Consider the following 13,236-nt stretch of genomic DNA (forward strand, 5'->3'; position numbering starts at 1 on the left):
GCGGAGCCACTTGGGAAAAAGATCCCGCAGCGAGAAGGACGCTGAGGTTCCGCTGAACGACCACCCAAGCAGAACGACCGGCTCGGAAACATCATCGACGTGATTCAGCGTAGGACTGCAAGGCTGTGAGTTGGGCCTGGTCCAGGGAGGGGCGGACTGCTCGGCGGGCGGTGGCCAGGTGCGTCGCCGAAACCTCGGCGGCGTCCAGGGATTCCCGCATCGCGGTGAGCGCGGCTTCGCGGATCAGGGCCGCGCAGTCGGCGGCCGAGTAGCCGTCCAGGTCCGCGGCCACCGCTGCCAGGTCCACGTCGGACGCGAGCGGGGTGTTCTTCGCCGCGGAGCGCAGGATCTCCGCCCGCGCGTGCTCGTCCGGTGGCGGGACGTACACCCGGCGTTCCAGCCTGCCGGGGCGCAGCAGCGCCGGGTCGATCAGTTCGGGGCGGTTCGTCGCGCCGAGCACCACCACGTCCCGCATCGGCTCCACGCCGTCGAGTTCGGTGAGCAGCGCCGCCACCACGCGGTCGCCCACGCCGGAGTCGCTGGACTGGCCGCGTCGTGGTGCCAGCGCATCCACCTCGTCGAGGAAGATCAGCGCGGGCGCGGCGTTGGCGGCGCGCAGGAACAGTTCGCGCACGGCCCGCTCGGATTCGCCGACGAACTTGTCCATCAGTTCGGCGCCTTTGACGGACAGCACGTTGAGCCGCCCGCTGCCCGCGAGCGCCCGGATCAGGAATGTCTTGCCGCAGCCTGGCGGGCCGTACAGCAGCACGCCGCGCGGCGGTTCCACGCCGAGCCGGGTGAACGAGTCCGGGTAGCGCAGCGGCCACAGCACCGTCTCGGTGAGCGACTGCTTGACGTCGACCATGTTGCCCACGTCGTCCAGGGTGAGCCCGCCGGTCTGCAGATCGTCCGAAGTGGACATTGAGATGGGGCGCACGGAGGACAGCGCCGCGACGAGGTCGTGCTGGGCGATGGCGGGTTCGGCCGCGCCGTCGCGGTGGCGCAGCGCGGCGCGCACGGCGGATTCCCGGCACAGCGCCACCAGGTCGGCCGCCGCGAAGCCCGGTGTCCGCTCGGCGAGTTCGCCGAGTTCCACGTCGGCGGCCAGCGGTGCGTTGCGCAGCAGCACGCGCAGCAGCTCCACGCGGGTCGCCGAGTCGGGGAGTGCGATGGTCAGTTCCCGGTCGATTCGGCCGGGTTCGCGCAGCCGGGGGTCGACGGATTGGGGTTGCGCGCTGGTGACCACGATGGCGACTCGTTCGGCGCTCATGGCGGCGGTGAGCGCGTCGAGCGCGACGGTCGCCAGCGGCGGCGGTTCGGAGGCGGGCAGCAGGCTGTCCGCATCGGTGAGCAGCAGCACGCAGTTCCGCCCGCTCGCGGCGATCTCCGTCGCGCGGTTCAGGGACTCCTGGAGGCGCCGGGCGGCGCCGCGGGATTCGAGGGCGGCGATGCTGGGTGCGGTGACTTCGACGAGCTCTGCCGACACCGAGGCCGTCACCGAGCGCACCAGGGTGGCCTTGCCGACGCCGGACGGGCCGCTGACGAGCACGCCGAGCCGGGGGGTGGCTCCGAGCCGGTGCAGCAGTTCCGGTTGCTCGAACGACAACCGGAGCCATTCGGCGAGCCGGTTCGCGGTGTCGCGCGACCCGGCGAGATCGCTGAGGGGGACCACGGGTTCGTCGGGTGCCGCCGCGGGAGGTGCCGCGGAGCCGGTTTCCCCGGGTTCGGCGGGTTCGGCGGGCGCGCTCAGGGCGGGTTCCGGAGCGCCGCGCCAACTGACCACAGTGGACGGTTGCACGGTGACGGGCCCGTCCGGATCGGTGGCGGCGATGGTGATCAGCTCGTTGGTCCAGGTCATGCCGATCGACGCGGAGAGCCTGCTGCGGACCTGCCCGGCGTTGGCCGCCGTCGACGGGGCGAGGTCCTGCGGCAGCAGCGACACCGTGTCGCCCGGCCGGAAGACCTTGCCGGTCAACGCCAGCCTGATCACCTCCGGCGGAGCCGTGGCGGTGGCGAGCCGGGAACCGGCCACCGTCACCCGCCGAGCGGGGGTCGCCCGCACGGGAGCGACGCCGACCTCGGCTCCTTCACCCAACCCCAGGTTCGTCAGGGCCACGTCATCGACGAGCACCACGCCCGCCGGCCCGCTGCGATCCGCGGCGGCGGCCAACGCCACCGTCACCCGCGCGCCGGTGAGCGCCACCGCATCCCACGGCCGCAACCCCAGCGCATCGAGCACTTCCGGATGCAGCCGCACCACACCACGACGGGTGTCGGCGGCGGTCGGCGACAAGCGAACGTTCAACGTCAGGGACGGGACCCCACCGACCCTAGCCGGAGCCGCAGCAACCCTTCAGCGGCGAGCCACGAGGCCGGGCGAAGCCACGCCTGCCTCGCGGCTGAAGGCCGTGCTGTGCGGCGAAGCCGTGCTCGCGCGTCAGCGCATGGCCCACGTCGAGAACTCGCCCACCCGCGGGTTCTCAGCTGTCTTCTCGCGAGGGCAGCACCGGAGCCACTCGAAAAAATTGATCCCGCAGCGAGAAGGCAGCTGAGGTTCCGCCACTGACCACCAAAGCAGAACGAGCCCGGAACTCACCGCGAACGATCGCGGCGCAGTCCGAGTCGGCGCCAGCTCAGGCGGGGGCCGTCGGGGCCTCGGTTGCGTCCGCGGCGCATCCGCTGCCGCGCGCCCGCGAGCGCGCGCCGGGGGTGCGGCGGGCGCAGGCCCAGGCGGCGCTGGGTGCGCCTGCGGATGGCGCGCCGTTCCCGGGGCGCCGCCGCCCACGCCTCCGGGTGCCGGACGAGCCAGCGGTGCCGGTACACGGCGTACGGGATGTGGATCAGGTACACCAGCAGCGCCACGGCCAGCGAGATCAGCGGGAACATGATGATCCCGGCGGCCAGCAGGGCCACCAGCACCAGCAGCGGCGCCATCAGCCTCGCGGGGACCTTCACGGTCTTCAGCGACAGCGTGGGCACCCGGCTCACGGCCAGGGCGGCCACCGCCACCATCCACACCATCACCACGGGCTGCTGCGCCCACCAGCCCGCGTAACCGAAGTGCGCGGTGAGCACGAGCGGCAGCAGCGCCAGCAGTCCGGCGGCGGGCGCGGGGACGCCGACGAAGAACTCCTTGCTGAACGCGGGCTGCTCGGTGTCGTCGAGCAGCGTGTTGAACCGCGCCAGCCGCAGGATCATGCACACCGCGAAGATCAGCGCCGCGATCCAGCCCGCCCGGTTGTCCTGCAGCTGCCACGCGTAGAGCGTCAACGCCGGTGCCACGCCGAACGACATCGCGTCGGACAGCGAGTCGAGCTCCGCGCCCATCCGGGTGGAGGCGTCGAGCAGCCGCGCGATGCGGCCGTCCAGCCCGTCCAGCACGGCGGCCACGGCGACGGCCGCGATGGCCCCGGTGAGCTGGTGGTTCAGCGCGAACTGCACCGCGGAGAGCCCGGCGCACATCGCCAGCACGGTGATGGCGTTGGGCAGCAGGCGGATGCCGGGCGGGGCGAGGCGCGCGCCGTTCATGCCCGCTCGCCACCGGTGGGGAGCTCGGCGAGCACGGTCTCGCCGCCGACGGTGCGCTGGCCGGGTTCCACGAGGATCCGGCTGCCCGCCGGCACGTACAGGTCCACGCGGGAGCCGAAGCGGATCAGCCCGTAGGTGCGCCCGGCGTCGGCCCGGTCCCCGTCGCCGACGGAGCACACGATGCGGCGGGCCACCAGCCCGGCGATCTGCACCACGGCGAGCTCGTGGCCGGCATCGGTGCGCAGCAGCAGCGAGTTGCGCTCGTTGTCCTCGCTGGCCTTGTCCAGGTCGGCGGAGAGGAACTTGCCGGGCCGGTAGGCGGCCTGGACGATCTCGCCGCTGGCGGGGAGCCGCTGCACGTGCACGTCGAAGACGGTGAGGAACACGCTGACCCTGGTCATGGCCCGGTCGCCGAGCCCGAGTTCGGGTGGCGGGGTGGCGGATTCCACGTGCGCGACGGTGCCGTCGGCGGGGGCGACGGCGATGCCGTCGCGGGCCGGGGTGACGCGCTGCGGTTCGCGGAAGAACCACGCGCACCACGCGGTGGCGATGCCGCCGAGCACGCCCGCGGGGCGCCACGCGCGGCGCAGCAGCAGGGTGGCGACGGCGGCCCCGAGCACGAACGGCCTTCCCGCCGGGTGCATCGGGGGCACGGTGTCGCGGGCCAGCTTGGCGAGGTGCGCGAGCGGGTTGCCGCTGGCGGGGGACGTGCCTGGTTCTATCTGGGTGCTCATCGAGCTGCTACACCCCTGCGTCGGAGGTCGTTACCGCGGCGCGTCTGCTGCGCTGCGGCCGTGTCGGTACAGCATCGCCGACGTGCCCTCGGCGGCTGCGCCAGGGGGCGGAGTCGATCATCGGTGGTTCGCCTCGCGGTGCTGACGATGTCCTTGGCCGCCCGCGGCGTCGCGGGCAGGTGCGGAGCCTGTCATGTCGCGGACTTCACGATGCGCGGTGGGGATCGTTCCGGGCCGCAATGCCTGCTCTGAACGGGTGATGCGGCCCGCGGGCGCCTCGGAGGGCTGCTCGCGACGGGCCTCCGGTGGGCGGCGGGTCGCTCTGCGGATGCCCGCGGCGGACTCGCGTCGCGGTGGGCGGCGGACTCGGTGGTCGCCGGGCAGGAGGGCTCAGTCGCAGGTGAGCGAGGGTGGACGTAGAAGTGCCGGGGTGGCCCGGCGCCCCCGAAGCGCCGGTGCCACCCCGGCACCAACCGCAAGGCGCCTCCCCGTTGGCGCCAAACGGTCCCCGATGTGGGCCCGTGCACCCCCCGACGGCACACGGAGCCCGGTGTCCGCTCCCTCCCTGGTGAGAGGGGGCTGACGTCTAGTGAGACGGAGTCGATCGACAGGTTGTTACGCAGTTTCCAGTGTAATTGAGCTCACACGAACTACGTAGCCGCTATTGGAGGACATTGGGGTCGAGATTTGTAACCCAGAGTGACATCTTTGCTGCCGCATCCCTCACTCGTCCGAGGGCTCCCGGTGGTCGTCGATCCGCATCCGAGCGCCCATCAGCTCGCCCAGACCGCCGTAGGGGTCGCCGCGCTCATCGGTGTCCGCGGTGCTGCCCACGACCAGCACGGCCACGTCGTCCTCGCCCTGCTCGACCGCGTCCGAGCGGACCGTCGAGGACGAGGCGTCGTCCAGGTACAGCTCCAGCTTCAACGACCAGCCGGACCGCTCCTGGGTGAGCGTCGTCGCCGCCACGTCCCGGCTGTCCACCCACTGCGCTTCCTCCCGGCTCCGCAGTCGCTCCACCGGGGCCACCAGCAGCTCGTCGAGCTCGTCGAGCTCCGACTGCCGCACCCGCGCCGACGCTCCGGCGAGCAGCCGCCGCGCCGTGCTCGCCGAGCTGGGCAGGAACACCAGGCCCCGGTCGGTCACCAGCAGGTCGTAGCGCTCGCCCGCGTACTGCACCGGGCTGACGATCCCCGACACCGACGGCTCCGGTTCCGCGGCGGGTTCCCTGGCGTGCTGCAACGGCACGCCCAGATCCACCAGCGCCCGGTGCAGGCCGGGGACGAGCCGCGGATCCGCCACCGCGGGCCGCACCAGCCGATCCGGGTCCAGGGGCCTGCCGCCGCTGAGCCGCACCACCGAGTCGCCCGCCCAGTCCAGCTCGTGCTGCGCCCGGCCCGCGCACACCAGCGCGTCCACCACGGCACCGCCGAGCAGCTCCGTCAGCGTGTCCACCACGGCCTCGTCCACCCGGTCCGGGTTCAACCCCGGGTTCAGCACCGGGTTGATCAGGTCCGGGCCCTCGCCGCGGTGGATGGCGGCGAGCACGCCACCGATCGCGGGCGGGCACTCCAGCCCGCTCTGCGCCACCGCGGAGCTCAGCAGCCCGGCCTGCCGGGCGACCTCCGCGGCCCCCGCCTTGCGGGCCAGGTCCGGCCACGGCAGCCGCGGGCCGAGCCCGTCGATCAACAGCTTGTTCTCCAGCTCCGGCACGCTCTTGCGCGGTTCCCGCAGCAGCGCGAACGCCGGGTGCTCCTCGGGTTCCCGATCGCCGCCGCGCAGCCGCTTCATCGCCTCCACGCGGTCCCGCGTGGACGGGCGCACGTCGCGCTCCTCGGCGAGGGCCTGCTTGACCCGCTCCGCGAGCTGCGGCTTGCGCTCCGGGTGGTCCATGAACGCCCGGAACCCCAGCAGCAGGTCGGGGGTGTGCTCGACCTTGGTGGCCATGCTCAGGTACTGCTCGGCGTAGTCGCGCCAGCCGAGCTCGACCGCCTTCATCTTGCGCAGCGAGGTGACCGCGGCGCGCTTGCCCGCGGCCTTCACCGCGATGGTGTCCGCGCCGAACCACAGCTCGTCGCCGACACCGGAGGCCACTGCCGAGTAGGCGCGGGCGTAGCCGGTGAACAGCCACTTCGCCGGGCCGCCGGTGAGCCCGTTCGCGGTGCGCCGCACGCTGGTGTCGACCCGGTCGGCCAGCACGACCAGCTTGCTGGCTCCGACGGTGCGGCCCAGCTCGCGGGCGGTGACGGCGCGCAGTTCGCTGGTGGACAACCCGGCGATCAGGGGTAAGCCGACCTCCAGGTGCCGGGACCGGACCTTCAGGCCGAGCAGCGCGGTGTCCTCCCGCAGCCGGGCGGTGGGCTGCGAGGTCACCCGCACGTCGTCAGGGGAGGCGGCGCCCGACCCCGACGCGATCGAGTCGATCATCTTCCACACCTTCGGCTGCGCGGAGCGGGTCAGCTCCACGCCGCGCGGACGTTCTCGTCTGCGCAGCACCGTCCGCAGGCCGATGCCGATCAACGCGGCCACCAGGACCGCGGCGAGTCCGGCGCGCATGCCGCCGCCGAAGTCGAGACGAACGGTGTACGCCGCTATCGCCAGCAGTCCCAGTACCAAGCAGGCGGGGACGGCGAAGAAGCCGATGTGCAACGCCAGCGCCAGGGCGGCGCGCCAGGGGCCACGCACGGTGTTGAAACTCCTGAGTGAGGGGTCGATTTGCCCGCGATCCGGCGCCGTGAGCGGGAACACCGGAAGTGCGCTGGCAGTCTTAGCGGAAAACAGCCGGACGTCAATCCATCAGAAGTACGTCCACAGTGGAACCGGCTGGCAGTTCCGTGGTCTCCTCCGGTATCTCCAGCAGGCAGTTCGCCGTGGCCATGGCGGACAGCAGGTGCGAACCGGGGCCGCCGTGCGGGGTCACCGTCCCGTCGGCCTCGTCGAACAGCGCCCTGCGGTACTGCCGCTTGCCCGCCGGGATCTCCAGCGGACGGGTCAGCGTCGCCTTCCGGGTGGGGCGTTCGGCGTCGCGGTGCCCCGCGGCCCGCCGCAGCGCGGGCCGCACGAAGATCTCGAACGACACCATCGCGCTCACCGGGTTGCCCGGCAGCGTCACCACGGCGGGGCCGCCGCGGTAGTGCCCGGCGCCCTGCGGCATGCCGGGTTGCATCGCGACCTTGGTGAACTCGACGCCGTTGCCCGACAGCGCGTCCTTGACCACTTCGTAGGCCCCGGCGCTGACCCCGCCGGACGTGATGATCAGGTCGGTGGTCTCCAGGTGCGGCGCGAGCGCGGCGTGGAACGAGTCCACGTCGTCGGGCACGAAGCGCAGCAGCTCCGGTTTCCCGCCCGCGTCCCGGGCCGCGGCGGCCAGCATCAGGCCGTTGGACTCGTAGATCTGCCCGGTCCGCAGCGGAGAACCGGGCTCCACGAGCTCCGATCCGGTCGAGAGCACGAGCACCCGGATCGGCCTGCGCACCGGCAGCCGCGCGGCTCCGACGGCGGCGGCGATGCCCAGCTGGGTCGGGCCGAGCGAGGCGCCCGCCGCCAGCACCGCCGTGCCAACCTGCACGTCCTCCCCGGCGCGCCGCACGTGCGCGCCCGGCTGCGCGGAGGCATGCACCAGCACTTCGGCGGTGCCGCCGTCGGTGCGCTCCACCGGCACGACCGCGTCCGCCCCGGACGGCACCTGGGCGCCGGTCATGATCCGGTGCGCGGTGCCGGGCAGCAGCGGTGGGCTGTCCAGCCTGCCCGCGGGCAGGTCTTCGCTCACCGGCAGCGGCACCGGGTGCTGCGGGCTCGCCTCGGTGATGTCGACGGACCGCACCGCGTAGCCGTCCATCGCCGAGTTGTCGAACGGCGGCAGCGGGATCGCCGCGACCAGGTCCTCGGCCAGTGCCAGCCCGAGGCAGTCGGTGAGCGGCCGGGATTCCACGGGCGCCGGGGGCAGCAGCGTCGCGACCCGAGCCTGGTGCTCGCGCACCGGGGTCAGGCCGGAAGGTCCAGTTGCGTGGGGCACCGCACGATCATCGGTCATCGGGTACCGGGCTGTCGCCACCGGCGTGCGGAAAGTCGCCCCGGTGCGCGTGGCAGACTGCCAGCGATCGTGTGAGCGGGGCGGTGGAGGGGAGCTGCTGTGCAGGTACGGAACCGGCACACGCCGACGTTCGGGGTGGCCAGGTTGCTGCTCGCCCCCGGGGAGCCCGCCCGGATCGCCACCGGTTCGATGCTGGCCACCAGCTACGGGGTCTCGGTGGAAGCCCGCGGCGGTGGCCTGCTCAAGTCGCTGACCAGGAGCAATTCTTCCGGTGGGGCCACGTGCACCGCGGGCCAGCAGGGTGGCTGGGTCGACGTCGCCCCCGCGTTGCCGGGCGATTTGCACGTGCTGGAGCTCGACGGGCACGGCTGGTGCGTGGTGGGCGCGGCGTGGCTGGCCTCGGCGGCCGGGGTGCAGCTCGACGACCAGTGGGCCGGGTTCAAGAACCTCTTCGGCGGGGAGCGCGGATTCCTGCGCCACGTCAGCGGGCAGGGCCCGGTGGTGCTGGCCTGCTACGGCGCGCTGGACGTGATGACGTTGCAGCCGGGGGAGTTCCTCACCGTCGACACCGGGCACGTGGTGGCCTACGGCGAGACCGTGCAGACGCGGCTGCGGCAACTGGGCCACGGGGTGGCGCAGTCGCTGAAGACCGGTGAGGGCTTGGTGTTCGACTTCGCCGGCCCGGGGCAGGTGCTGGTGCAGACGCGGGATCCGCGTTCGATGGTGACCTGGCTGCAGTCGCAGGGGTTGGGTTCGCCGCGTTCCTGACCGCCGCATTCGCGCGTTCGGCATGGTGCGGTGAAAGCGGGCGGCCGTTTTCGAAACCCGAAATGCGTGGAATATTCCAGGATTTTCCACTCCCCAATTCGGGGTAGTGGAAAGCGGTCCACTACTCGCAGTCGCGAGGAAATGCACTCTTTTGGAGCAGTATTTAGCGGAAAAGTCGCAATGGTCAACAGCGGACGAATCGGTCCGGCTCCGGTAGCGTCATCCGTGCTCCATCGGCGCTTTATCGGGGCGCCGTGCATCATATTTCAATGAGGAGGACGCCGTGGCGGTCGGCACGGTCAAATGGTTCAACTCGGAGAAGGGGTACGGCTTCATCGCCACCGATGGTGGTTCAGATGTGTTCGTGCACTACTCCGCGATCAACATGTCCGGTTTCCGCACCCTCGCCGAAGGTGACCGGGTCGAATTCGAAGTGAAGGCGGGGCGCGACGGCCGAAGCCAAGCTGACGGCGTCCGCAAGGTCTGAAGCTCGTTGCCCAGTGGCCCGCCCCGTTCGAGGGGCGGGCCACTGGTCGTTCCGGGTCGAGTCCGCATCGATGCGAGATCGGACTGGTGGAACCCGAAGACGGAGGTGATCGCGGGGCGTTAGGCTGCTTCGCGTGTCGGAAGACCTCACCGGGCGCCGCCTCGGCCACTACAAGATCGACGGAGTCCTCGGCCGCGGCGGTATGAGCGTGATGTACCGCGCCACCGATACCCGGCTGGGCCGCAAGGTCGCGCTCAAGATCATGGGTGAGCACATCACCGGTGACGCCGAGTTCCGCGAGCGATTCGTCGACGAAGCCCGCAACACCTCGGCCATCGACCACGCGAACATCGTGCCGCTGTACGACTTCGGCGAGGTCGACGGGATGCTCTACATCGCGATGCGGCTGGTCGACGGATCCGACCTGGCCAGCCTGATCAAGGACGGCCCGATCTCGCCGCCGCGCGCGCTGGAGCTGCTCAGCCAGGTCGCCGAGGCGCTCGACATGCTGCACGAGCGCGGTCTCGTGCACCTCGACCTCAAGCCGGCGAACGTGCTGGTGACCTCGCGGGAGTCCTCCAACGAGCACGTGTACCTCGCGGACTTCGGGCTCACCCGGCGCGGCGCCACCGGCCACCGCACCAGCTCCGGCGACTTCCTCGGCTCCCCGACCTACGCGGCGCCGGAGCACCTGCGCGGCGAACCCGTCGACGGCCGCACCGACCTGTACGCGCTGTGCTGCATGTTGTTCGCCTGCCTCACCGGCCGCCCGCCCTTCCAGGGGCAGGTGCAGGAGGTCATCCAGGGGCACCTGAGCGCCGCGCCGCCGTCGGCGCTGTCGCTGATGTCGCTGCCGGTCGGGCTGGACGAGGTGCTGCGCAAGGGCATGTCGAAGAAGCCCGACCAGCGCTACGACACCTGCAAGGAGCTGATGGCGGCGGCGAAGGCCGCGTTGAACGCGCCTCCGGGCGCGCCGACGAAGAAGACGATGCCGGCCGTCGGCCCGCCGTCCGGTCCGCAGTTCGCCCAGCCCGCTCAGCAGCCCGCCCCGTCGCCGAACCCGGGCACCGGCCCGCAGCAGGCGCCGCCCTCGCCGCAGCAGGGGCCTCGCCCGCCGAGCCCGTACGGGCCGCAGTACCAGCAGCCGCAGCGCCCGCCGTCCGGTCCGGGCGGCGATCCGGTGCGGCTGCGCCCGCCGATGCCCGCGCAGTCCTCCTCGTTCGCCACGAACAAGGGCGGCGGCTCGGTGAAGTGGCTCGTGCCGCTGCTGATCGCGATCGCCGCGATCGTGGTCGTGATCGTGTTCATCTCGATGGCGTCCTCGGTCGGCGGCGGCTCCGGCGGTTCCGGCGGCGCCCCGCGCTCCGCGGAGAACTCGTCGTCCTACGATCCGGGCAGGCTGCCCACCGAGGTCCCGACCGTCACCGAGTGAGCATGGCGTTGGCCACGCGATGGATGGCCCGCCCACGGCTCGAACGGGGGAAAAGCGGCTGGCCGGGGCCGTGTCCGACATCAGCGGCTTGCACTCGCCGTGCGGGAGTGCTAAACCTGGATCTGGCACTCAGCGCAGTTGAGTGCCAGGTCGGGACGGTGAGGCCGTCCGCGCGTCGCCACACGACGGCTTCGCGTGACCGGTCGTCCGTCGCGGGCACCGAGCCTGGCCGAGCACAGAGTCCTGCCACGGGGTGTACCTGCCTTTCGTGGCGTCCAGATAGGTGGAGGACCACACCGCAATGGCCAAGATGATCGCGTTCGACGAGGAAGCCCGCCGTGGTCTTGAGCGCGGCATGAACACCCTCGCCGACGCCGTCAAGGTGACGCTCGGGCCGAGGGGCCGCAACGTCGTGCTCGAGAAAAAGTGGGGCGCGCCGACCATCACCAACGACGGCGTCTCCATCGCCAAGGAGATCGAGCTCGAGGACCCCTGGGAGAAGATCGGGGCCGAGCTCGTCAAGGAAGTGGCGAAGAAGACCGACGACGTCGCCGGTGACGGCACGACGACCGCCACCGTGCTGGCCCAGGCGCTGGTGCGCGAGGGTCTGCGCAACGTCGCCGCCGGTGCCAGCCCGATCGCCCTCAAGCGGGGCATCGAGAAGGCCACCGAGGCGATCGCCGAGCAGCTGCTCAAGAGCGCCAAGGAAATCGAGACCAAGGACCAGATCGCCTCCACCGCGGCGATCTCGGCCGGTGACCGTCAGATCGGCGAGCTCATCGCCGAGGCGATGGACAAGGTCGGCAAGGAAGGCGTCATCACCGTCGAGGAGAGCAACACCTTCGGGCTCGAACTTGAGCTCACCGAGGGCATGCGCTTCGACAAGGGCTACATCTCGCCTTACTTCGTCACCGACACCGAGCGGATGGAGGCGTCGCTGGACGACCCCTACATCCTGCTGCTGAGCTCCAAGGTCTCCAACATCAAGGACCTGCTCCCGCTGCTCGAGAAGGTCATGCAGGCCAACAAGCCGCTGCTGATCATCTCCGAGGACGTCGAGGGCGAAGCGCTGTCCACCCTGGTGGTCAACAAGATCCGCGGCACCTTCAAGTCCGTCGCGGTCAAGGCCCCCGGCTTCGGCGACCGCCGCAAGGCGATGCTGCAGGACATGGCGATCCTGACCGGTGGCCAGGTCATCAGCGAAGAGGTCGGCCTCAAGCTGGAGACCGCCGACCTGCCGCTGCTGGGTCAGGCCCGCAAGGTCGTCGTCACCAAGGACGAGACCACCATCGTCGAAGGTGCGGGCGACGACGAGCAGATCGCCGGCCGGGTCAACGAGATCCGCGCCGAGATCGACCGCTCGGACTCCGACTACGACCGCGAGAAGCTGCAGGAGCGGCTGGCCAAGCTGGCCGGCGGCGTGGCCGTCATCAAGGCCGGCGCGGCGACCGAGGTCGAGCTCAAGGAGCGCAAGCACCGCATCGAAGACGCGGTCCGCAACGCCAAGGCCGCCGTCGAGGAGGGTGTCGTCGCCGGTGGCGGCGTGGCCCTGCTGCAGGCCGCCGTGTCCGCGTTCGAGGGCCTCAAGCTCGAGGGCGACGAAGCGACCGGTGCCAACAGCGTCAAGCTGGCCGTCGAGGCTCCGCTGAAGCAGATCGCGATCAACGCCGGTCTCGAAGGCGGCGTCGTGGCGGAGAAGGTCAAGGGCCTGCCCATCGGACACGGCCTCAACGCCGCGACCGGCGAGTACGAGGACCTGCTGGCCGCCGGTGTGCCGGACCCGACCAAGGTCACCCGCTCGGCGCTGCAGAACGCCGCGTCGATCGCCGCGCTGTTCCTGACCACCGAAGCCGTGGTCGCGGACAAGCCGGAGAAGGAGTCCGCTGGCGCGGGCGCCGGCGGTGGCGACCCGATGGGTGGCATGGGCGGCATGATGTGACCCATGCCGATACCCGGGATTCTTGAATCCCAGCTATCGCACGAAGAAGGGCCGGTCCTGCGGGGGCGGCCCTTCTTCGTGTTCGGGGGTGGTTTTGGAGCTGAGTTCGGCTTGGCGTGGGGCGTCGGGGTTTAGGGCCTTCCCCGGGTTGGGTGTGTGGTTGGTGTGGTGCGGTGGAAGGTCTTCTTTACTGAGTGCTTCCACGGCTCGTTTTTCTTGGGTGCCCGGGTGGCGGAATCTCAGCGGCTTCCTCGCTGCGGGATCATTTTTCCAAGTGGCTCCGCCACGAGGAAAAATGCTGTCCTCGCGAGGAAG

9 protein-coding genes are annotated in these 13,236 nt (G+C 71.3%); 4 read left to right on the plus strand and 5 right to left on the minus strand.

What is annotated here, in order from left to right:
- Positions 1 to 91: 91 nt before the first annotated feature.
- From OOZ19_RS29695 to moeA, 5 genes are all read right to left on the minus strand, one after another.
- The gene (locus tag OOZ19_RS29695) at positions 92 to 2,305 is read right to left on the minus strand and encodes an AAA family ATPase (protein ID WP_266093486.1); all 2,214 of its coding nucleotides are present in this window, start codon (positions 2,303 to 2,305) and stop codon (positions 92 to 94) included.
- Positions 2,306 to 2,592: 287 nt separating this feature from the next.
- Positions 2,593 to 3,528, minus strand: a complete 936-nt coding sequence (gene pssA, locus OOZ19_RS29700; RefSeq protein ID WP_266093487.1) for a CDP-diacylglycerol--serine O-phosphatidyltransferase — start codon at positions 3,526 to 3,528, stop codon at positions 2,593 to 2,595.
- Entirely contained in the window at positions 3,525 to 4,262 is a 738-nt protein-coding gene (locus OOZ19_RS29705) for a phosphatidylserine decarboxylase (protein WP_266093488.1), read from the minus strand. Before OOZ19_RS29705 ends, pssA begins: the two co-directional genes overlap by 4 nt.
- A gap of 723 nt (positions 4,263 to 4,985) precedes the next feature.
- Positions 4,986 to 6,947, minus strand: a complete 1,962-nt coding sequence (locus OOZ19_RS29710; RefSeq protein ID WP_266093489.1) for a M48 family metallopeptidase — start codon at positions 6,945 to 6,947, stop codon at positions 4,986 to 4,988.
- Between the two features lie 103 nt (positions 6,948 to 7,050).
- Positions 7,051 to 8,295 (minus strand): molybdopterin molybdotransferase MoeA, encoded by a 1,245-nt coding sequence (gene moeA, locus OOZ19_RS29715; RefSeq protein WP_266093490.1) that lies wholly within the window; start codon positions 8,293 to 8,295, stop codon positions 7,051 to 7,053.
- Positions 8,296 to 8,394: 99 nt separating this feature from the next.
- On the opposite strand from moeA, the gene OOZ19_RS29720 reads away from it, so the two are divergent.
- The 4 genes from OOZ19_RS29720 to groL all read left to right on the plus strand — a co-directional run bounded on the left by OOZ19_RS29720 (position 8,395) and on the right by groL (position 12,921).
- Positions 8,395 to 9,063 (plus strand): TIGR00266 family protein, encoded by a 669-nt coding sequence (locus OOZ19_RS29720; protein ID WP_266093491.1) that lies wholly within the window; start codon positions 8,395 to 8,397, stop codon positions 9,061 to 9,063.
- Between the two features lie 283 nt (positions 9,064 to 9,346).
- Positions 9,347 to 9,550, plus strand: coding sequence for a cold-shock protein (locus tag OOZ19_RS29725; protein WP_184483357.1), 204 nt, complete (start codon positions 9,347 to 9,349; stop codon positions 9,548 to 9,550).
- Between the two features lie 133 nt (positions 9,551 to 9,683).
- Complete coding sequence (locus OOZ19_RS29730) at positions 9,684 to 10,982, plus strand: serine/threonine-protein kinase (protein WP_266093492.1); 1,299 nt, start codon at positions 9,684 to 9,686, stop codon at positions 10,980 to 10,982.
- 301 nt (positions 10,983 to 11,283) lie between these two features.
- Positions 11,284 to 12,921 (plus strand): chaperonin GroEL, encoded by a 1,638-nt coding sequence (gene groL / locus OOZ19_RS29735; protein ID WP_266093493.1) that lies wholly within the window; start codon positions 11,284 to 11,286, stop codon positions 12,919 to 12,921.
- Positions 12,922 to 13,236 lie beyond the last annotated feature (315 nt).

Origin of the sequence: Saccharopolyspora sp. NFXS83 (assembly GCF_026241095.1) — a bacterium.
Lineage (GTDB): Bacteria > Actinomycetota > Actinomycetes > Mycobacteriales > Pseudonocardiaceae > Saccharopolyspora_C.

Coding starts and splice junctions, on each gene's coding strand:
- pssA (WP_266093487.1), bottom strand. CDS start 3,528: ATGAACGGCGCGCGCCTCGCCCCGCCCGGCATCCGCCTGCTGCCCAAC.
- OOZ19_RS29705 (WP_266093488.1), bottom strand. CDS start 4,262: ATGAGCACCCAGATAGAACCAGGCACGTCCCCCGCCAGCGGCAACCCG.
- moeA (WP_266093490.1), bottom strand. CDS start 8,295: ATGACCGATGATCGTGCGGTGCCCCACGCAACTGGACCTTCCGGCCTG.
- groL (WP_266093493.1), top strand. CDS start 11,284: ATGGCCAAGATGATCGCGTTCGACGAGGAAGCCCGCCGTGGTCTTGAG.